Origin of the sequence: Lutibacter sp., assembly GCF_041555395.1 — a bacterium.
In the GTDB taxonomy this organism is placed as follows: Bacteria; Bacteroidota; Bacteroidia; order Flavobacteriales; family Flavobacteriaceae; genus Lutibacter.
The window spans coordinates 1-20,264 of the sequence record NZ_JBFFKM010000046.1 but is presented as its reverse complement, the minus strand read 5'-3'; the positions used below and the strand labels follow the sequence as shown (position 1 = coordinate 20,264).

At 32.1% G+C, this 20,264-nt stretch carries 20 protein-coding genes; 13 read left to right on the top strand and 7 right to left on the bottom strand.

Annotation, left to right across the window (positions count from 1 at the left end; all coding sequences use genetic code 11):
- From ABY285_RS09820 to ABY285_RS09775, 10 genes are all read left to right on the top strand, one after another.
- Positions 1 to 267 (top strand): DUF5777 family beta-barrel protein (locus ABY285_RS09820; protein WP_372769545.1); only part of this gene is annotated, 267 nt, incomplete at its 5' end.
- Positions 268 to 589: 322 nt separating this feature from the next.
- A complete protein-coding gene (locus ABY285_RS09815) occupies positions 590 to 859 on the top strand; it encodes a hypothetical protein (protein ID WP_372769543.1) in 270 nt (89 codons plus the stop codon).
- A gap of 175 nt (positions 860 to 1,034) precedes the next feature.
- Positions 1,035 to 1,868: a 4Fe-4S dicluster domain-containing protein gene (locus ABY285_RS09810; RefSeq protein WP_372769541.1), complete on the top strand. Its 834-nt coding sequence runs from the start codon at positions 1,035 to 1,037 to the stop codon at positions 1,866 to 1,868.
- Positions 1,869 to 1,870: 2 nt separating this feature from the next.
- The gene (gene nrfD / locus ABY285_RS09805) at positions 1,871 to 3,178 is read left to right on the top strand and encodes an NrfD/PsrC family molybdoenzyme membrane anchor subunit (RefSeq protein ID WP_372769539.1); all 1,308 of its coding nucleotides are present in this window, start codon (positions 1,871 to 1,873) and stop codon (positions 3,176 to 3,178) included.
- Positions 3,178 to 4,050 carry a hypothetical protein gene (locus ABY285_RS09800; RefSeq protein ID WP_372769537.1) on the top strand — a complete coding sequence of 291 codons (873 nt, stop codon included), beginning with the start codon at positions 3,178 to 3,180 and terminating at the stop codon, positions 4,048 to 4,050. Before nrfD (ABY285_RS09805) ends, ABY285_RS09800 begins: the two co-directional genes overlap by 1 nt.
- A gap of 10 nt (positions 4,051 to 4,060) precedes the next feature.
- On the top strand, positions 4,061 to 4,459 hold the full coding sequence (locus ABY285_RS09795; protein WP_372769535.1) for a cytochrome c: 399 nt from the start codon (positions 4,061 to 4,063) through the stop codon (positions 4,457 to 4,459).
- A gap of 655 nt (positions 4,460 to 5,114) precedes the next feature.
- Positions 5,115 to 6,080: a 4Fe-4S dicluster domain-containing protein gene (locus ABY285_RS09790; RefSeq protein ID WP_372769533.1), complete on the top strand. Its 966-nt coding sequence runs from the start codon at positions 5,115 to 5,117 to the stop codon at positions 6,078 to 6,080.
- 2 nt (positions 6,081 to 6,082) lie between these two features.
- Positions 6,083 to 8,245, top strand: coding sequence for an NrfD/PsrC family molybdoenzyme membrane anchor subunit (gene nrfD / locus ABY285_RS09785; RefSeq protein ID WP_372769531.1), 2,163 nt, complete (start codon positions 6,083 to 6,085; stop codon positions 8,243 to 8,245).
- A 13-nt stretch (positions 8,246 to 8,258) separates the two neighbouring features.
- Positions 8,259 to 8,657 carry a cytochrome c gene (locus ABY285_RS09780; protein ID WP_372769529.1) on the top strand — a complete coding sequence of 133 codons (399 nt, stop codon included), beginning with the start codon at positions 8,259 to 8,261 and terminating at the stop codon, positions 8,655 to 8,657.
- Between the two features lie 288 nt (positions 8,658 to 8,945).
- Positions 8,946 to 9,683, top strand: coding sequence for a cytochrome c (locus tag ABY285_RS09775; protein WP_372769527.1), 738 nt, complete (start codon positions 8,946 to 8,948; stop codon positions 9,681 to 9,683).
- A 56-nt stretch (positions 9,684 to 9,739) separates the two neighbouring features.
- Here the strand turns inward: ABY285_RS09775 and hemN are convergent, their stop codons facing one another.
- The 7 genes from hemN to hemA form a co-directional block, all read right to left on the bottom strand.
- Complete coding sequence (gene hemN, locus ABY285_RS09770) at positions 9,740 to 11,101, bottom strand: oxygen-independent coproporphyrinogen III oxidase (protein ID WP_372769525.1); 1,362 nt, start codon at positions 11,099 to 11,101, stop codon at positions 9,740 to 9,742.
- A 57-nt stretch (positions 11,102 to 11,158) separates the two neighbouring features.
- Positions 11,159 to 12,184 carry a uroporphyrinogen decarboxylase gene (hemE, locus tag ABY285_RS09765; RefSeq protein WP_372769523.1) on the bottom strand — a complete coding sequence of 342 codons (1,026 nt, stop codon included), beginning with the start codon at positions 12,182 to 12,184 and terminating at the stop codon, positions 11,159 to 11,161.
- Between the two features lie 64 nt (positions 12,185 to 12,248).
- Positions 12,249 to 13,541, bottom strand: coding sequence for a glutamate-1-semialdehyde 2,1-aminomutase (gene hemL / locus ABY285_RS09760; protein ID WP_372769521.1), 1,293 nt, complete (start codon positions 13,539 to 13,541; stop codon positions 12,249 to 12,251).
- 19 nt (positions 13,542 to 13,560) lie between these two features.
- Positions 13,561 to 14,526 (bottom strand): porphobilinogen synthase, encoded by a 966-nt coding sequence (gene hemB / locus ABY285_RS09755; protein WP_372769519.1) that lies wholly within the window; start codon positions 14,524 to 14,526, stop codon positions 13,561 to 13,563.
- Positions 14,519 to 15,187, bottom strand: a complete 669-nt coding sequence (locus tag ABY285_RS09750) for a uroporphyrinogen-III synthase (RefSeq protein ID WP_372769517.1) — start codon at positions 15,185 to 15,187, stop codon at positions 14,519 to 14,521. Before ABY285_RS09750 ends, hemB begins: the two co-directional genes overlap by 8 nt.
- A complete protein-coding gene (hemC, locus tag ABY285_RS09745; RefSeq protein WP_372769515.1) occupies positions 15,188 to 16,108 on the bottom strand; it encodes a hydroxymethylbilane synthase in 921 nt (306 codons plus the stop codon). It lies immediately after the preceding gene.
- Positions 16,095 to 17,360 carry a glutamyl-tRNA reductase gene (gene hemA / locus ABY285_RS09740; RefSeq protein WP_372769513.1) on the bottom strand — a complete coding sequence of 422 codons (1,266 nt, stop codon included), beginning with the start codon at positions 17,358 to 17,360 and terminating at the stop codon, positions 16,095 to 16,097. Before hemA ends, hemC begins: the two co-directional genes overlap by 14 nt.
- A gap of 275 nt (positions 17,361 to 17,635) precedes the next feature.
- Here hemA and ABY285_RS09735 point away from each other — a divergent pair, with 275 nt between their 5' ends.
- The 3 genes from ABY285_RS09735 to ABY285_RS09725 form a co-directional block, all read left to right on the top strand.
- Positions 17,636 to 18,529, top strand: coding sequence for a helix-turn-helix domain-containing protein (locus ABY285_RS09735; RefSeq protein ID WP_372769511.1), 894 nt, complete (start codon positions 17,636 to 17,638; stop codon positions 18,527 to 18,529).
- A gap of 13 nt (positions 18,530 to 18,542) precedes the next feature.
- On the top strand, positions 18,543 to 19,556 hold the full coding sequence (hemH, locus tag ABY285_RS09730) for a ferrochelatase (protein WP_372769509.1): 1,014 nt from the start codon (positions 18,543 to 18,545) through the stop codon (positions 19,554 to 19,556).
- 232 nt (positions 19,557 to 19,788) lie between these two features.
- Positions 19,789 to 20,264, top strand: a 476-nt coding sequence (locus ABY285_RS09725) for a lipocalin family protein (RefSeq protein ID WP_372769507.1), incomplete at its 3' end; no start/stop codon positions are given.

Genomic DNA, 20,264 nt, shown 5'->3' with positions numbered 1-20,264 from the left:
ATTGCTTTTGGAGGCCGTTTTAAAATTAGCCCTCAGACAGCTATCATATTTGACTATAGTCAACCCCTTACACAGTTTGAAGAGAATAATCCACACCCAGGAATTAGCATAGGTACTGAATTTTCAACTTCAGGTCATTCTTTCCAAATTTTCTTAACAAATTATAGAGGAATTGTTCCGCAACAAAATTATATGAAAAACGCAAATGATTTCTTTAATGGAGAATTCTTAATTGGTTTTAACATTACAAGAAACTATAATTTTTAAAAATTTATTCATTAAATTATTCAGAGTAAAAACTACCAAATTTAAATAATTTGGTGGTTTTTTTATTTATAAATTATACAACAGCTCCCAGAAACCCTTCTCACTTTAAAAAATATACGCTTTGTAACTTAAATAACACAAAAAGACTTAAATTAATGTAGAATCGCTCTAAATAGCATTTAACTTATTGATTATATGAGTATTAACTATTAAGAAAAGATGACATTAGTCATTGTATTTAAATACTCATATACCTAAATTTGAACACACTTTTAAACAAAAAACATCTTGTTTTATTGTAAACCTTAAACTTATATATAATATGAAAGATAATTCTAAAAAAGGGAAGCAACTCTCAAGAAGAGGTATACTACCAATATTAGGAAGTGCTTTACTACTGCCTTTTCTAGGAGTTGGAAAGCCAATTGAAACTACTTTACTGAATTCTGAAGAAGATCAAGAATATCAGACTTTATTAAAACCGGATGGTACTACAGTCAGAGTTAAAGTGAGTACCATAAAGAACGCTAAAGTGGTTGAGGAAAATGTTTCCAATAAGTCATTTTCAAATTGGCTTGGCAAAAAAATCTAATTTTATTTAATTTATACTATTTATGAAAAATAATAAAACCAACTCTAGACGTCAATTTCTTGATAAAGGCCTAAAACTGGGTATAGTCACAGCTATTGGAGGGATTGGATTATCAAAAATCGCATCAAAAATTAATGCTCAATCACAACACGATTCTGGTGACAAAATGCAATTAATGACCCAAGATGGAAAATTAATTGAAGTAGATTCATCACACGTTGAAGAAATTGTACATTCAGAAAATAGCGATAAAGTATATAACGTTCGTGAAGGTTTTCCTAATAGGAAATTTGTAATGGTTGTTGACTTAGCAAGATGTAAAAACGCTCAAAAATGTGTTAAAGCCTGTAATTCAGCTCATTACATAACAACTCATAATGCTTGGTTAAAGGTATATGACATGAAAGAGTCTGAAGAAACAGCTTCCTATTGGATGCCAACAATGTGTCAGCATTGCGATCATCCTGCATGTGTTAAAGTATGTCCTGTAGATGCAACCTTTAAACGTAGAGATGGAATCGTTTTAATTGACAATGAGCGTTGTATTGGATGTAGGTTCTGTATGGCTGCTTGTCCGTATTCAGCACGAGTTTTTAATTGGAGTGAACCCGACCAAGTAGCTGCTATGGCAGAAATGGATGATGAAACTCAAGCTCATCATCACTCAACACCAGACTATGCAGGATTTCCAAGCGTAAAAGGCACTGTTGATAAATGTGATTTCTGTCCTCATATGATTGATGACGGAAAATTACCACATTGCGTTACTTCTTGTCCAAATGGCGTATATTTCTTTGGTGATGCTTATGAAGATACCGTAACCAATGGTCAAGAAACTTTTCAATTAAGCAAACTTCTAAAAGACAAAGCTGGGTATAGAATTATGGAAAGCTTAGGAACTGAGCCAAGCGTTTATTATTTACCTCCTGTTGATAGATTGGTTGAATTTGAAAAAGGAATGGAAATATACCGTGAATTAAACCCTAAAACTGAAAACAAATCTCACTAATCATGCAAAAATACAATCAATTAGTAAAAGATCTTGCTCCACAAAAGTTTGGAATTAAAGGAAAAATTTGGGTTTCCTTTTTAGTAATAGTATTACTCGCTGCACTTTATGCTTATTACCAACAATTAACAAAAGGACTTATAGTTACAGATATGAGAGATTACGCCTTATGGGGAGTGTATATTTCGAATTTTGTATTCTTTGTTGCAGTTAGTTTGGTTGGTTCCTTAATTTCTGCAGTTTTAACCTTAACTAAACAAAAATGGAGTATACCTCTTACTCGTATTGCTGAAATTATAGCTATTGCTTCAGTAATTATGGCAGGTTTAACCATTATAATAGATATGGGTAGACCTGATAGATTATGGCATATATTTGTTTATGGAAGAGTACAGTCTCCAATTGTTTGGGACGTATTGGTAATCTCTACTTATTTGTTTATAAGTGCATTACTTATATACTTTCCTTTATTGCCGGATTTCGCAATCTTAAAAAAATATTATAAAGAATCTTCTAAAGAAAGCAAGTGGTATGGTAAATTATCATTAAACTGGACTGGCAGTGAGAAACAAAAACATATTTTACACAGTTCTATTAAATATTTAGCCGTTTTAATTATTCCCGTTGCCTTCGGAGTTCACACGGTAACCTCATGGTTATTTGCAACAACTTTTAGACCAGGTTGGGATAGTACTAACTTTGGGCCTTATTTTGTAGCAGGTGCATTTGTTGCAGGAACGGCTGCTGTTATTATGATTACCTATATTTTAAGAAAAACACATAATTTAAAAGAATACCTTCCAGATGAAATTTTTGATAAATTAGGAAAACTCCTTGTTTTATTATGCTTGGTATATGTCTATTTTAATGTGAATGAGTATTTAATACCTGCTTATAAAAATACAACAGAAGAAAGTGCACATTTATATAGTTTATTTTTTGGTAACTATGCTATTTTGTTCTGGTCAGTTATCTTTTTCAGTTTTATCTTTCCAGTTATTGTACTCATATTTCCCAAGGGAAGAAAACCGCTCCCAATGTTTATCATAGGATTTATGGTGTTAGTTGGTTCTTGGTGGAAACGTTATATTATTGTTACTCCAACCTTATTACATCCATTTTTACCAATTCAAGATGTTGATAAATCTTGGCATGAATATTTTCCAACATTAATAGAATGGACGATTACCTTTGGAACTTTAGCTGCAGCACTATTGATAATAACGGTTTTAGTTCGTTATTTACCAATTGTGCCTATCTATGAAACTGCTATAGAGAATAATATCGAAACAGAAAAAAAATCAGAATAATGAAAAGACATATAAAAATACACGTTTTCTTAATAACTATTGTAAGTTCATTATTATTAGGTATAATTCCTCAGAAAACATTCGCTCAAGATGAAAAAAATTCTGTGAGAATTTCAGCAAGCTACATTAAAATTATGGGGGTTAGTTCGTCTTTCGAAATAAAGGCAAGTTCTAGAATTAACAAAAAAACTATGCCTGTGGGCGGTATTGAATTAACCATAACAAATGATGCAAATGAAGAAAATATTAGTATAGGAAAAGTAGTCACAAATGCAGAAGGTAAAGTCAAATTTGACCTAAAAGAGTTTAGTAGTTTATTGATGGATGATGAAAGTTACTATAACTTCACAATTCAGTTTAGCGGTAACGATGCCTATGACGAAGATTCAGAAAGCATTCGTTTTAAAGATGCCAAAATTAATGCAGAGCTTATTACTGAGGATGACGACGTTAATTCTATAAAAGCAACTTTAATAGATTCAAGCACGGATACTCCTATAGAGGATGCAGTTTTAATTGTACAACTTCAACGGTTGTTTAGACCATTAATAATTGGTGAAGATTATAATAGCACCGATGAAGATGGTACAATTGTTGTAGAAATTAAAAAAGGAATACCAGGTGTTGATGGAAAGTTGTATTTTGAAGTGCTCTTGAAAGATAGCGAAGATTATGGAACTGTAAAAGCTATAGTTGAAACATCAATTGGAGTACCAATTATTGATAAATCAACTTTTGACCAAAGAACCTTATGGGGATCACGAGAAAAGGCTCCAATAATTTTACTAGTTTCGCTCAACATTATGTTATTCGGAATATGGGGAACCTTATTATATTTAATATATAATTTATTTAGAATTAGTAAATCTTAAATTTAAAAAAATGAAAACATTCAAATTATTATCACTTATTGCAGCAGGAACCTTTGCTTTGTATTCTTTCACAACTTTAGTTCAAGAAGAATGGAAAGTACCGGCAAAATACGTAAGCATGAAAAATCCAGTAGCGCCAACAACAGATGCTAATATTGGAAAATCATTATTTGCTAAGCATTGTAAGTCTTGCCATGGAGCAGAAGGTTTAGGAGATGGTCCTAAAGCAGATGATTTAAATGGCGACCTAGGAGATTTCACTTCAACAGCTTTTCAAAAACAAACTGACGGTGAATTATTTTACAAAATAACTTTTGGTAGAGAAGATATGCCGGAATTTACAAAAAAACTTCCTTCAGATGAAGACAGATGGTTAATTGTAAATTATATGAGAACATTGGCTGAGTAATTTTAGCTATTAAATCTATAAAAAACCGAACTTAATGTTCGGTTTTTTTTTGTCTTAAGTTTGCTTTTTACTTCAAATTATCTCATTTATTTATAAAATGAATTAATAGCTTATTGACCCAGGAACTAAAATTATGGAATCCATAAATCAATTTTCTTTGCTCCCAATCTTTTATTTTTCGTGAATAATATATTTCCAAAATACTTCAAAAAACATTTTATAATGGCCTTAATTCGATATTCGGGTTCATTTAATGCCTTACTTTTTTATACCAAAAAAATTACGGTTATTTCACATTAAACCAATTATAATTGAATATTTCGACATTTTTAAAACTAAATACTGCCTCTTAATTTTCTTTTCAGTACCCTGCTTCTCAATCCAATTTGCCTATAATTTCATTATATAAATATTAATTTAAATATCATTATGTAACTTTTGTCACTTAATAATCAATTAAATATTCGTATAAAAAATCTATAAAATGACATTTATCAGTATTTCATCAGCTGTTTGTCAATAACTTTATAGTGGAAAAATTAACATATGTGCAAATAAAGATGCTCTATTTTAAGAAAAATCAAAATAAATGATTTAAAAGAGCCTATTAAATAGGAGTTCACATTTTAATCATTCGAATTTAAACAATCCAATAATGAAAAAAAACAACATTGAAGAAGGCGGAACCAACAGACGTAAATTCCTGAAATTGGGATTAATGACTAGTTTTACGGCAATTACAGGCGCTTCAATTATAACAAATTTAGCATCCTCAAAAGAAGAGGGAAAAAGATCTTCAGGTGAAGTAATAAGATTGCTTACTCCAGAAGGAAAGATAGTTCAAGTAAATGCTTCCAATATCAACAAATACCCTAAAGCTCTTATTACCCCTGAAGAATCAAGAAAAGGAATACCCAATCGAAAATTTGTGATGGTCATAGATTTGGCCAAGTGTAAAAATGCCTTAAAATGTACTGAAGCCTGTAATAAAGGGCACCATATTATGGGACAAAATTCATGGTTAAAGGTATATAAAATGCAAAACACAAAAAACACATCTCCTTATTGGCAACCTACTTTATGCCAACATTGTGACCAACCTGCTTGTGTAACTGTTTGTCCGGTTGGAGCAACATTTAAAAGAAAAGATGGTATCGTTTTAATTGATAATGAACGTTGCATAGGTTGTCGATTTTGTATGGCAGCTTGCCCTTACTCTGTTCGTATATTTAATTGGAGTAAACCCAACCAACCAAAATTAGAAGATGGCTATGTTTACACACCTGATCACGCCGGTAAACCAAGTTTAATTGGAACTGTGGATAAATGCGATTTTTGCCCTCATGAAATTAAAAAAGGACGATTACCTCATTGTGTTGCTGCCTGTCCAGAAGGAGTATTTTATTTTGGAGACCTTTTTGAAGACACCGTAACTAATGGTGAAGAAACCTTAAAATTCAGCCATTTAATAAAAGATAAATCAGGCTATAGGCTTTTAGAAAGTTTAGGCACATCCCCGAGTGTTTATTACCTACCGCCGGTTAATCGTTTGGTTGAATTTGAAGATTCAGATTATAGCTTTGAACAAGTTCAATATACATCCTTACCTAAAACTGAATAACGATGAGCTCTTACAATAAAATTTTAAATGATTTAGCTCCTAAAAAATTCAATAAAATTGGAATTGTTTGGATTATAGTCTTATGTGCTGTAATAGTATTAGGTCTTTTGGCATATATAGATCAGATTATTAATGGAATGCAAGTAACAAATTTACGCGACTATGCATTATGGGGTGTTTATATCTCTAATTTTGTATTCTTTGTAGCAACCAGTTTTGTTGGTGCACTTATCGCTTCAATTATGAGATTAACGAAAATTAAATGGAGAACACCTCTTGTTCGTATTGCTGAAATAATTGCGGTTGCATCTATAGCTATGGCGGGTTTAACAATAATTTTAGACATGGGAAGACCGGATAGAATACATTACTTATTTATTTACCCTAGATTGCAATCTGTAATTACTTGGGACGTATTAATTATTTCTATATATCTTACTTTCAGTATAATGCTGTTATATATTCCAAACATCCCAGATTTCGCATTGTTGAAGAAACACTATAAAAATAATCCATTCTTAAAAAAGTTATATGGATTTTTAGCAATTAACTGGAACGGTTCGGAGAGACAAAAAATAGTACACCAAAAATCAATGAGACTGATAACAATTACAATGATTCCTTTGGCATTAATATTACAATCTATTGATGCTTGGTTATTTTCATCTACCTATCGCATAGGTTGGGACAGCACAAACTTTGGCCCTTATTTTATTTCAGGAGCTTTTGTTGCTGGAACTTCCGCACTCATAGTTGCAGTATATGTAATTCATAAATACTATAAAGCCCAAGAATATATTACTGAACTTCATTTCGATAAATTAGGTAAATTAATGGTATTAGCTTGTTTAATATACTTATATTTTAATATTATTGAGTATTTAATACCTGCTTACAAATCAACAGAAGGAGAAGTAGACCATATTATGGAAATGTTTTTTGGACATTTTTCTTCAATGTTTTGGTTTGTAATTGTAGGAGGACTCGTTTTACCTTCTTTCCTGCTTTTATTCAAATCAATGAGAAAACCACTTCCAATATTTATGATTGCACTACTAATTGTAGTTACATCTTGGTGGAAAAGATACGTAATCGTTACTCCTACATTATTAAGCCCTTTTTTACCAATACAAGGCGTTCCTGAAGGTTGGCATCATTATTTTCCTTCTTTACACGAATGGTTAACAACTTCAGCAACTTTAGCTATGGCATTGCTCATTATTACTTTTTTAATTCGGTTTATTCCGGTAATTCCAATACAAGTAACTTTAGATGAACAAGGTGTTTCTGAAACTAAAATAGATAAAAAGAAGCCTATTATAAAAACAAGAAAAAAAGCAAAAATTTTAACCGCAATAATTATTTTTCTAGGATTAATTGGGAATGTATTTTTCACAAACGCACAAGAGGTTAAAAAAGATTTAAGCATCTCTTTAAGCTACCTTAAAATCGTTAATGACACTTCATTCATCAATATATCAACTAGCTACAAAGATGACAATGGCTGGCATGAAGCTATAAATATTCCTTTTGAAATATTCAAAATTAATGATGATGAAATTTATCTAGGAAAAGGAATAACAAATGAAAACGGTAAAACTTTATTCAAATTATCTAAAACCAGTGTTCAATTAGAAAATACGATTAAACTAAAAGTAACAAATCAGCCATTATTTGAAGATGTTGAAGAAATGCTAACCTTCAAAGAAGTTAATTTATCTGCTCAATTAATTATAAATGATAATGAAAAGCAAATAGCAGCCTCTTTACTGGATATGGAAGGAAATCCTATTCCAGATGAAGGACTTCAAGTTCAAGTTAAAAGAATGTTTAATGGATTAAATATTGGAGACGGAACCTATTTTACCGATGAAAATGGTGAAATTGCTGTTAACATTGATGAAAACTATAATAGTTTTAGTGGTAATCTGGTTTTTGAAGTTACTCTAGAAGAACATGACGAATATGGAACCGTAAAGGTTGAAATGAATTCAGATTTAGGAATAAAATCAATCGATTTATCTACTTTTAATAAACGAACATTATGGTCTCCTAGCAATAAAACACCTTTATTTTTATTGATATTTTCTAATTTAATGCTGCTTATTATTTTAGGAATATTTATCCGTTTATTATTAAATCTAATACAATTAAGTAAATATTAAAATTAAATAAATTATGAAAAAATTTGGAATTTTATTAACAGCAATTGTTTTCACTACAGGATTATTATCATTTTCAATTCAACAAGAAAAATGGGTTGTTCCCGAAAAAGATAAAAAAGTAAAAAACCCGGTTGAAGCTTCTAAAGAAAACTTTAATCAGGGCAAAATATTATACAGCAAACATTGCAAATCTTGTCATGGTTCTAAGGGATTAGGAGATGGCATAAAAGCAAAAAATTTAAAAGGAAATTTAGGAAATTTCTCTTCAGAAGCGTTTCAAAAACAAACAGATGGTGAATTATTTTACAAAAGCTATATAGGAAGAAATGATATGCCTAACTTTGAAAAGAAAATTACTGACAAAGATGATGTTTGGGCAATTGTTCATTATATGAGAACCTTGAAAAAATAATCCCCTTTAAACTTGTCCAAAATTTATTTGAAAAAGAGTGTTAAATTAAACAGTTGTAAGAACCTTCTTGCAACTGTTTTTTTATTTTATTTAAACTAATTTCTTTTAAATAAGAACTTGCATTACTGCTTTAGATATCCTTAAAGTCGCTAAATAAAAATAGTAAAACTTCAAAATATATGAATAATGTAAGTTTCCTATTAAATTATGTAACAAATTTATTAACTTAAACAGCTAACTTCGTAACGTTAATAATTTATTATCAATTAATTACTAAAACAAAATAAAATGAAAAAATTATTTATTTTCACAATTTTAAGTAGCGCTCTACTTTTTATAAATTGTGGTTCAAAAGAAAAACAGGAAAAAACAGAAACTCTAAATGATTCCATTGTTACCGAAACTATGATTATTGATTCTGTCACTATTTCTGATAACGATACTATTTCAAATACAGAAATTATTGTAAAGGATTTAACAAATGAGAAATCTCCAGTTGAAAAGAGTACGACTGTTACAAAAATCACAACAAAAGAACCAGGTAAAGTAGTTACGCAAAAAACAACTGAAACGAAGGTAAACGAAGATACTAAAGTTGAAGTTGAAACAAAAGTAGTGGTTACTGAGCAACCAAAAATAGTTGTAGAGGCTGAAACTCCGGTTAAGGTTGTTGTTCAAGAGCCAAAAGTAACAACCAACGTTTCAGATTGGAAAATTCCTGTTAAATACCAAACCATGAAAAACCCAACAGACCCAAAAGTTGATTTGGCAATTGGAAAATCGTTATATTCCAAACATTGTAAATCATGTCACGGAAGTGAAGGTTATGGCGATGGAACAAAAGCAAATGACATGAAAGGTGACTTAGGCGATTTTTCAACTAAAACATTTCAGGCACAAAGTGACGGTGCTTTATTTTACAAAGCTTCTTTTGGAAGAGACGATATGCCAGCCTTTAACAAAAAAATGCCTTTAGACGAAGACAGATGGTTGGTTGTTAATTATATGAGAACATTAGGTCAATAATTTTAAAATGTAACCATAAAAAAAAAACCGAACAAATTGTTCGGTTTTTTTTATGGTTATATAGTCATTGAGAATATTCGAATATCAGGTTCATTTTCAACCAGTCGTAAATCGAATGCCATACAAATATTACGAACAAACATTCGTCCCTCTTCTTTTACGGTTACTTTATCATCTGAAATTTCAACTAAACCATCATCAATAATTGGTTTTAAACGTTTAATTATAGCATTTTTAACTTTTGCATCCAACCCTATTTTCCATTCAGTTTCAAGATTACACATCAAATTTAAAATATGCTTACGAATAATTAAATCCATATCTGTTAGCAAATGGCCCCTAAAAACAGGCAACTTTCCTTCATTTACACGTTCTGTATAATCGTCAATATCCTTTTCATTTTGCGCAAACGCATACCAGGAATCACTTATGGACGACATTCCCAATCCAATCATCAATTCAGTTTTACCTGCAGTATAACCCATAAAATTACGATGCAGTTTTTTTGCTTCCATAGCTTTATGAAGTGAATCACTTGGCAATGCGAAATGATCCATTCCTATTTCAACATAGCCATTATCAAAAAACAATTGTTTTCCCAATTCATATAAATGGCGTTTTTCATCATCTTTTGGCAAATCATGGTCATCAAACCCCCTTTGTCCCACGCCTTTTATCCATGGCACATGGGCATAACTGTAATAAGCAATTCTATCTGGTTTTAAGGCAATTGTATTTTTTATGGTGTTTCTTATGCTATCTTCCGTTTGAAAAGGCAATCCGAAAATTAAATCGTGGCTAATGGATTCATATCCAATTTTCCGAGACCAATCGTTCACTTTTTTTACCTGTTCAAAACTTTGAACTCTATGAATAGCATTTTGAACAATAGGATCATAATCCTGAATTCCAAAGCTATTTCTTCTGGACCCTAAATCATATAATGTTTGCAATTGCTCTTCAGAAGTATGACCAGGGTGACCTTCATAACTAAAATCGAAAATTTCAAATTTGTCGGCTCTTTTAAAAATTCCGTTTATTAACTTCTTTAAATTTTCAGAAGAAAAAAAAGTTGGTGTACCGCCTCCCAAATGAATTTCCCTAATTTTTGGACGTTTCCCTAGCAAATCACAATACAAATCCCATTCTTTTAAAACAGTATCTACATAAGGCTGTTCAACTTCATGGCGTTTGGTAATTTTTTTATGGCAAGCACAAAATGTACATAAACTTTCACAAAAAGGAAGATGAATATATAGGCTTATTCCTTCACTGTCATTGCTTTCATTAAAAGATTTTACCACTGTTTTTTTCCAATCATCAACAGCAATCCCTTTTTTGTCCCAAAAAGGAACTGTTGGGTAACTCGTGTATCTTGGACCAGGGATATTGTATTTTTGAATTAAAGTTGAATTCATTTTTTTAGTTTTTAGTATTCAGATTTTAGTAGTATGTTTTGAAACTATTTGTAAAATCTAGCTCTTATATTCTTTTACAGCATCAATAAATGCTTTTGCATTTTCTAATGGCACATTTGGTAAAATTCCATGGCCTAAATTTACGATATATTTATCTTTTCCGAAATCGTTGATCATTTGGGTCACTATTCTTTTAATTTCTTTTGGAGGAGACAACAAACGAGAAGGATCCATATTGCCTTGTAATGTGATGTTGCTTCCTGCAAATTTTCTTGCCATTTGTGGCGTAATTGTCCAATCTACTCCTAAAGCAGAAGCATTTGATTTAGCCATTTCTTCCAAAGCAAACCAACAACCTTTTCCAAAAGCAATTACCGGAGCATCATCTTTTAAGGCTTCAATAATTTGATTGATGTATTTCCAAGAAAATTCCTGATAATCAACAGGTGATAACATTCCTCCCCAAGAATCAAAAATCTGAACTGCATCAACACCTGATTTCACTTTTTCTTTCAAATAAGCAATAGTAGTATCCGTTATTTTCTGTAATAAAATATGAGCCAAAACTGGTTTTGTAAAACAAAACTCTTTCGCAATATCATATGTTTTAGACCCTTGTCCTTGCACACAATAACATAAAATTGTCCAAGGAGAACCTGCAAAACCAATTAACGGAATTTCATCATTCAGCATTTGTTTGGTCATTTTAATTGCATCCATTACATACTTTAATTCAACAGTAACATCTGGAACTAAAACAGCATCAACATCCTTTTGTGTACGAATAGGATTTGGCAACCAAGGCCCTACTCCTTCTTTCATTTCTACTTCAATATTCATAGCCTGAGGAATCACCAAAATATCCGAAAATAAAATAGCGGCATCCATGCCAAATCTTCTAATAGGCTGCACTGTTATTTCTGAAGCCAGCTCCGGAGTTCTGCAACGCGTAAAAAAATCGTAATTGTCTCTAATTGCAATAAATTCAGGTAAATAACGCCCAGCTTGTCTCATCATCCAAACTGGTGGACGTTCAACTATCTCTCCTTTTAAGGCTCTTAAATATAAATCGTTTTTAATCATTTGTTTTTTAGTTTTTTGTATTACGTAACTACTAGTATCTAATAGGTGGTACTTGTTTTTAATTTTAACTCTTCTTCGCCACCGCTTGCATAGCAATATTTATTGCTGATCTTACTTTATAAATGTCTCTTTTACTCATTGCTGTTCCCAAAAACCAGGCTTCAAATTGAGAAGGAGGTAAAAACACTCCTTTTTCCATCATTTTCCAAAAGAATATTTTAAACTTATCTGTATCACTAGTTTGAGCGGTTTTAAAATCAATAACTTCTGTTTTCGTAAAAAACGGCGAAATCATTGATCCAAATCGGTTTACCTGCAAATCAATTCCATTTTTTTTAGCAGCATCCATTAAAGCCTTTTCTAAAAAAGAAGCTGTTTTTTCAAAATCCTTATATGGATTTTGTTTTTTTAATTCATTTAAAGTTGCAATTCCGCAAGCCATTGCAATTGGATTTCCCGATAAAGTTCCTGCCTGATACACATCTCCTAAAGGAGACACCATTTCCATAATTTCATTTCTGGCACCGTAAGCGCCTACAGGGAAACCTCCGCCAACTACTTTACCCAAACAAGTGATATCTGCCTGAATACCCAGTAATTCTTGAGCGCCACCAAATTTTGAACGGAAACCGGTCATCACTTCGTCTATAATCAAAAGGACACCGCTTGCTTTGGTCAAATCTCGTAATTCTTCAATAAATTCTTTTGTCGGATTTACAACACCCATATTACCGGCAATTGGCTCTATAATCACTGCAGCAATATCGCTGTGCTTTGCTAAATGTTGTTCAACACTGTCAATATTATTGTATTCCGCAACCAACGTATTCGCAACTGTTCCAGCTGGCACACCTTTACTCCCAGGTATGCTCAAAGTTACCAAGCCTGATCCGGCAGCAACCAGCATATCATCTGCGTGCCCGTGATAACAGCCAGCAAATTTTATAATTTTATTTTTACCTGTAAAAGCCCTTGCCAAACGAATGGCGCTAAAAACGGCCTCAGTTCCCGAGCTTACAAATCGCACTTTATCCATTCCCGGAAAAGCATCACAAACAATTTTGGCAAGTTTTATTTCTCCTTCTGTAGAAGCACCAAAAGTGTATCCCTTTTTTAAGGCACTTTTTACGGCCGATTCAACTTTACTGTTTCGGTGTCCCAGAATCATTGGTCCGTAAGACAAAACCATGTCAATATATTCGTTTCCGTCTACATCAATAATTTTACTTCCTTTTGCCCTATCAATAAATATAGGAATTCCTCCAACAGATTTAAAAGCCCTAACGGGAGAATTTACAGCTCCCACTAAATTTTTTTTACCTTTTGTATATAATTCGAATGATTTTTCTAATTTCATTTTTTAGTTTTTAGTATCATTAACGTTTTAACAATAATCGAGCTACATCCTTTGCAAAATAGGTAATAATAATATCAGCTCCTGCCCTTTTCATTGAAAGTAAACTTTCCATCATTACCCGATCGCCATCAATCCAGCCTTTTTCAGCGGCTGCTTTAATCATAGCGTATTCACCGCTTACATTATAACATGCAATTGGACGGTCAAAATTATTTTTTAAATCTCTGATGATGTCCAAATAGGCCAAAGCTGGTTTTACCATTAAAATATCTGCACCTTCTTGATCGTCATAGGTTGCTTCACGCAATCCTTCATCTCTATTTGCAGCATCCATTTGATAGGTTCTTCGATCACCAAAAGTTGGCGCAGAATCGGCTGCATCTCTAAACGGACCATAAAATGCAGAAGAATATTTTACCGCATAAGACATAATTGGAAGATTATAAAAACCAGTATTGTCCAAAGCTTCTCTAATGGTTGATATCATTCCGTCCATCATGCCAGATGGGGCCACCATATCTACTCCTGCTTTGGCATGAGAAATTACCTGTTTGGCAATGTTCGGCAAAGTTGCATCGTTGTCAACATCATTGTCATGAATTACGCCGCAATGTCCGTGACTGGTATATTCACAAAAACAAACATCGGTGATTACATATAAACTCGGATAATTTTTCTTGATAAATCGGATGGCTTTTTGCATAATTCCGTTATCATTCCATGTTTCAGAGCCAATTTCATCTTTTTTTGAAGGAATTCCAAAAAGCAATACTGCAGGAATATCAAGTGCAACCACTTCGTCCAACTCTTTTGAAATTCGATCCAATGAAAATCGTTTAATGCCAGGCATGGAAACAATTTCAGTTTCAATATTCACTCCTTCTTCAATAAATAAAGGATAAATTAAATCATCTATTGTAAGTCTGTTTTCTCTTACCAAACGACGGATATTTTCAGTTTTACGAAGGCGTCTTGTTCTATTCATAATCAAAATATTGATTTACAGATTTTATTACATTTTCTACCGTAGGTTCATCGGCCACAAATACATTTTCAAAATCATTGACAGCTTCAGAAGCGGTAGTATTTCCAATACAAAAAGCAATGCTTTGGGTATCAGTATTTTTTAACAAATAACTTTTTACGGATGAAGGACTAAAAAACAATATTCCATCATAGGTGTTTTTAATTTTTACCGGTTTAAAATTAGTTGAATATACTTCAACTTCATTTACCTTGATATTATTTTCAGCTAAAATTTCCGGTAATTCATCGCGTCTTAAATTTCCGCAGAAAAAATAAACCTCCTCAATATTCTTATTGAGCAGTATTTCATCTGCCAATTCTTGTGCTGAATTCGCTTTAACGGTTATTTTAACGTTTTTATCCTCTAATAATTTTGCCGTTTTGTCGCCAACGCAATACACATTTTCAAATTGTAATTCAGCTGATGAAAACTGGTTAAAAATACCAGAAACTGCATTTTTACTTGTAAAAACAGCAGTTTTAATAGGGTTTTCCAACTTGATGGAATTGTTAAAAGCAATCTCAATAAATTCAATCTCCTCTACAATAAAATTATTCAAAAATTCTTTTTGAGTTCCGGAGAGCTTTTTGGTTGACAGGATTTTTTTTTTGCTGTTCATTTATTTTTTCATTTCAGCTTTTATACTTTCCATTAATTTTTTCCCGCCGTTATTCAACACTTCCTCCGCACAAATTTTGCCTAAGCTTTTCCATTCACTTATTGGTAAAGCTTTTTCAACTTCAACTTTTTCCGAACCGTCAATGGCAATTAAAATACCTTTAAAATAAATGGTATCTCCTGTTATTTTTGCATTTCCACCAATTGGCGCGGTACATCCGCCTTCCAATGTTTTCATAAATTGACGTTCAACAGTAACAGCAATTTCAGTGTCTTTATGATTTATTTGAGCACAAATGTCAAGAGTTTTTGTATCCGCTTTTAATGCGGTAATCATGATTGCACCTTGAGCAGCTGCTGGAATCATCCAATCTAACATCACATGATTTTCCGGCAATAATTCAATGCGTTCCAATCCGGCAGCAGCAAAAATTGCTCCATTCCAATCGTTGTCAATGAGTTTTTGCAAACGAGTATTTACGTTCCCCCTTAATTCGGTAATGGTATGATTTGGGTATTTATGCAACCATTGTGCTCTTCGTCGCAAACTTCCTGTGGCTATAATCGCGTTTTCAGGATTGTTTAAAAAATCGGCATTGTTTTTAAGGATTAAAACATCACTGATGTTGGCTCTTTCCAAAATAGCAGCTTGTGTAATTTTTTCAGGCAAATCAGTAGGAACATCTTTCAAAGAGTGAACTGCGACATCAATTTCACCGCGAAGCATCGCATTGTCGAGGGTTTTCGTAAACAAACCAAAACCACCAATTTGATGCAAAGGCTTGTCTAAAACCTCATCACCAGTTGATGAAACTTCTATAATTTGTGTTTGATATCCTAAATTTTCAAGTTGTGTTTTAACTAAATTTGCTTGCCAAAGTGCAAGTTGACTTGCTCTTGTTCCTATTCTAATCATTTTCATTTAAACTCAACTCTTTAATATTAAACATTTTACTGATTACGCTAATACTTAAATCAACCGAAGTCTCCTCATCTTTTAAATGCTTAACAAATTGTGTGGTAATTTTTTGGATCATCCGGTTTGTAACAAACTCGGCATGTTCAATATTAAAACCTTCTATTTTTCTCGAATGAAAATCAATTTCATCATGTTGTATTATTCGCAGCGATTCTTTTAAAGCATTCACAGCAGGTACATATTTTCGCTGTTCCATCCAATCATTGAATTCGCCTTTATATTTTTCTATAATGGCCTCAGCAGCTGGTATTTCGTTTTTACGGTTTTCTATGGTTTGATCCGTAATTTTTGAAAGTTCATCCACATTTACCAGGGTAACTCCCTCCATATTTTTAACAGAAATATCCACATTTTCAGGCATTGATAAATCCAGTATCAATAATTCCTTACCTTCTTTTAAATGCGATTTGTTTACGGTATGAATATCTGCTCCTGTGGAAACAATTAAAATATCAGTATCTTGTAATTCTTTTGTTAAGTCGGCATAATTTTTTACGGTAATTTCAGGATGGATTGCTTTAAATTCCAAAGCTCTTTCGTGAGTTCTGTTAATTAAGGTCACATTTTTGTTTGACGTATAACCCAAAACATTTTTACAGGTGTTTTTCCCTATATCACCTAATCCGTAAATAAGAATTTTCTTTTCATTATACTCGGATATATTCTCCATAATATAATGTATGGCCGCATAAGCCACAGAAGTTGTTCCTGAACTTAATTGCGTATTGTTCTTAACATCTTTACTTGCTTGCAAAACCAAGTTCATTAAACGCTCTAAATAGGCATTGGTAGTTCCGGCTATTTTAGCTTGTTTAAAAGATTCTTTAAGCTGACCAACTATTTCGTAATCCCCTAAAATTTGACTATCTAAACCAGTTCCAATATTGAACAAATGTTTTACGGCATCTTTATTTTTATAAACATTAGATACCTCTATAAAATCTTCAACACTTCCGTTTGAATATTTTATCAATAAACTAATTAATTCAAAAGGATGTTTTGCAAAACCGGTAATTTCGGTTCTGTTGCAGGTTGACAAAATAAAGATTCCATCAATACCCTTCTCTTTAGCCTCTTTTAATAATAGTTTTTGATTTTCTTTTGTTACACTGAAAGCGCCTCGCACCTTTACATCAGCTTTTTTATAACTTAATCCTACATTGTATAATTTTGTAGGCATGTTTTCTTGACTCATAAGAATAGTGTTATCAATAAGTATCGACAAAAGTACAATTATATTTCACTACAAAACATCGGCAAAAGTACTTTTATTGTCGACATAAGTTATAGCGCTTAATTTATAACACTTCTAAATAACAAGTTTTTGAATAAAAGTATGACAAATGTCATAGAAATAAAGGCTTTAAAACTATGACTTTTGTCATACTTTTTAAGAATGTGTCATTTTGTTTTATAAGTTATTATGTTTACTTTTGTTTTATTATTAAAGTTAATTTGTAAAAACGCCTTATGAAATCCGTAATAAATATTTACAAAAATATCGACAAAAGTACCCAATGTATTTTTCATGAAAGTGGCACTTTTAAAATATTTCATTTGAACAACTTATCAGATAATCATGAATTTCTTCAACATTCTTTAAACGATAATTATATTCAAATTTATTTTTGCTGCAAAAATGAATGCACCATAGCTTTTAATGCTGAACATTGCGCCATAAAACTAATTGAAGACGGCTCTAATATGGTCTATTTTAAAGATGAAAAGATGAATCTTTTCTTTAATTTATCCCCAAATACGGAGTTAATTGCCATTTTAATTTCAATTGAGCATTTTCATTCTTTATTTTCTATTAACGGAAATGCTTTATTTAATTATAACAGTTTAAAATCAGAAAATCCTATTATTGAACCAAAAGAAATTAATCCTACCATAAAATTAATTTTGAACCAATTAAGAACCAGGCAAACAAATGAATTGCTCAGACCTATATATCTTAAAGGGAAAGTGTACGAATTATTAAGTTATTATTTTAGTGAATCCTCAGAAAAAGAATCTGAAAACTGCCCATATGTTTCGAATGAAGAAATTGCCAGCAAATTAAAACAAGCTAAAAAACTTATTGTTTTAAAAATGAATAACCCACCTTCTTTAAGCAATTTGGCCAAAGAAGTCGGTCTTAATATTAAAAAGTTAAAAACAGGCTTTAAAGAAGTTTATGGCGTTCCGGTTTTTGTGTTTTTGCTGAACTACAAAATGGAATTGGCCAAAACATTGTTACAGGAGCAACAAATGAATGTAAACGAAATTGCTTCACACTTGGGCTATAGTGCCTCAAGTCATTTTATTGCCGCATTTAAAAAAAAATTCGGAATTACACCAAAACAATTTGCAAAATCATAATTACACCAATATAATGAAAGGAGCTTTATTAGTAAATTTAGGATCGCCAAACAGCACTTCCACAAAAGATGTAAGAAACTATTTAGATGAATTTTTAATGGACGAAAGGGTAATTGATGTCCCTTATTTAATGCGTGCATTTCTTGTAAAAGGCATTATTTTAAATACCCGACCTAAAAAATCGGCAGCGGCCTATAAAAAAATCTGGTGGGATGAGGGTTCTCCTCTAATAGTTCTCTCTAAAAGATTGCATAAAAAGGTACAGGAAAATACAGATATTACTGTTGAGCTGGCCATGCGTTACGGAAATCCGTCCATGAAAAGCGGCATTCAAAAATTAGTGGAACAAGGCGTTACAGAAATTTTACTGATTCCTCTTTACCCGCAATTTGCGATGGCCACAACAGAAACGATTGAAGTTTTAGCGAAAGAAATTGTAAAAAAACAATTCCCGAAAATAAAATTAACCATGGTTCCTGCTTTTTATAACAAGCCAGATTATGTTGAAGTTTTAAGCAAAAGCATTCAAAATGAACTTACCAGATTAGAGCCTGAACACCTGCTTTTTTCCTATCATGGCGTTCCCGAAAGACACATCAAAAAATCGGACATCACAAAATCACATTGTAAAATTGACGGCAGTTGTTGCAACACCACATCAGCAGCTCATGAGTTTTGCTACCGTCATCAATGCTACGAAACCACTAAAAATGTTGCCGCAAAATTAAATTTGAAGGAAGGCAGTTACAGCACTTCTTTTCAATCTCGTTTAGGGCGTGACCCATGGTTACAGCCTTATACAGACCAAACAATAGATAATTTCGCTAAAACCGGCGTAAAGAAATTAGCGGTGGTAACCCCAGCCTTTGTTTCTGATTGTTTAGAAACTTTGGAAGAAATTGGCATGGAAGCCAAACATTCCTTTATTGAAAATGGCGGCGAGACTTTTAATATGATTCCCTGCATAAATGACAATGACGATTGGGTTAAAACTTTATCGGGCTGGATTAAGGATTGGGCGAAATAGTTAATTATTAAATAAAATGGATTCCAGCGCAGATTTATAATCCGCGATAATTGGTTTCACTTAAAGTTTCTACAATAAAACTACTGCATCTTCAAATAGCCTGCTTCAATATAAATTGATTTCTATCATTCATTAAACTGATTACTATCATTTATTGAATTGATTTTTCTCATATAAAAAATTCGAACTTTGAATTAGCTTTATATGTATAAACCAATTAAATTTTTATGTCATGAAAAAGCTATTTATATTTTTGAGTATTTGTTTAGTTGCGGTGAGTTTTAATTCCTGTAATGATGATGACAATGATTCAGCCGATAAAATTGTTGGCGAATGGCGGTTAAGCCAAATGGATGTTTATGCGGAAATAAATAATGAGCCCATAGATGATGAAATACAAGATGCGCTAGATGAAATGTTAGATGGAATGATAACAGAATGCACGAAAAAATCGACCTTTGAATTTTTTGAAAACGGCACTTATAAGGAAACTTTTTTTGACTTTATCGATGATACAAATACCTGTGAAGCGCTTGAAACTGAAAATGGAACCTGGGAAAATTTAGGAAACTCTAAGTACGACATTTCCGGTATTGATTTTTATGATTTTGATTTACCCGAATTTACCGTTGAATCAGAAGTAAAAGTCACTTTTGAAAGCAACAAAATGATGATGGAATTTTCCGCAACCGGGGATATTGAAGGAGT

Coding starts and splice junctions, on each gene's coding strand:
- ABY285_RS09815 (WP_372769543.1), top strand. CDS start 590: ATGAAAGATAATTCTAAAAAAGGGAAGCAACTCTCAAGAAGAGGTATA.
- ABY285_RS09810 (WP_372769541.1), top strand. CDS start 1,035: ATGACCCAAGATGGAAAATTAATTGAAGTAGATTCATCACACGTTGAA.
- nrfD (WP_372769539.1), top strand. CDS start 1,871: ATGCAAAAATACAATCAATTAGTAAAAGATCTTGCTCCACAAAAGTTT.
- ABY285_RS09800 (WP_372769537.1), top strand. CDS start 3,178: ATGAAAAGACATATAAAAATACACGTTTTCTTAATAACTATTGTAAGT.
- ABY285_RS09795 (WP_372769535.1), top strand. CDS start 4,061: ATGAAAACATTCAAATTATTATCACTTATTGCAGCAGGAACCTTTGCT.
- ABY285_RS09790 (WP_372769533.1), top strand. CDS start 5,115: ATGAAAAAAAACAACATTGAAGAAGGCGGAACCAACAGACGTAAATTC.
- nrfD (WP_372769531.1), top strand. CDS start 6,083: ATGAGCTCTTACAATAAAATTTTAAATGATTTAGCTCCTAAAAAATTC.
- ABY285_RS09780 (WP_372769529.1), top strand. CDS start 8,259: ATGAAAAAATTTGGAATTTTATTAACAGCAATTGTTTTCACTACAGGA.
- ABY285_RS09775 (WP_372769527.1), top strand. CDS start 8,946: ATGAAAAAATTATTTATTTTCACAATTTTAAGTAGCGCTCTACTTTTT.
- hemN (WP_372769525.1), bottom strand. CDS start 11,101: ATGAATTCAACTTTAATTCAAAAATACAATATCCCTGGTCCAAGATAC.
- hemE (WP_372769523.1), bottom strand. CDS start 12,184: ATGATTAAAAACGATTTATATTTAAGAGCCTTAAAAGGAGAGATAGTT.
- hemL (WP_372769521.1), bottom strand. CDS start 13,541: ATGAAATTAGAAAAATCATTCGAATTATATACAAAAGGTAAAAAAAAT.
- hemB (WP_372769519.1), bottom strand. CDS start 14,526: ATGAATAGAACAAGACGCCTTCGTAAAACTGAAAATATCCGTCGTTTG.
- ABY285_RS09750 (WP_372769517.1), bottom strand. CDS start 15,187: ATGAACAGCAAAAAAAAAATCCTGTCAACCAAAAAGCTCTCCGGAACT.
- hemC (WP_372769515.1), bottom strand. CDS start 16,108: ATGAAAATGATTAGAATAGGAACAAGAGCAAGTCAACTTGCACTTTGG.
- hemA (WP_372769513.1), bottom strand. CDS start 17,360: ATGAGTCAAGAAAACATGCCTACAAAATTATACAATGTAGGATTAAGT.
- ABY285_RS09735 (WP_372769511.1), top strand. CDS start 17,636: ATGAAATCCGTAATAAATATTTACAAAAATATCGACAAAAGTACCCAA.
- hemH (WP_372769509.1), top strand. CDS start 18,543: ATGAAAGGAGCTTTATTAGTAAATTTAGGATCGCCAAACAGCACTTCC.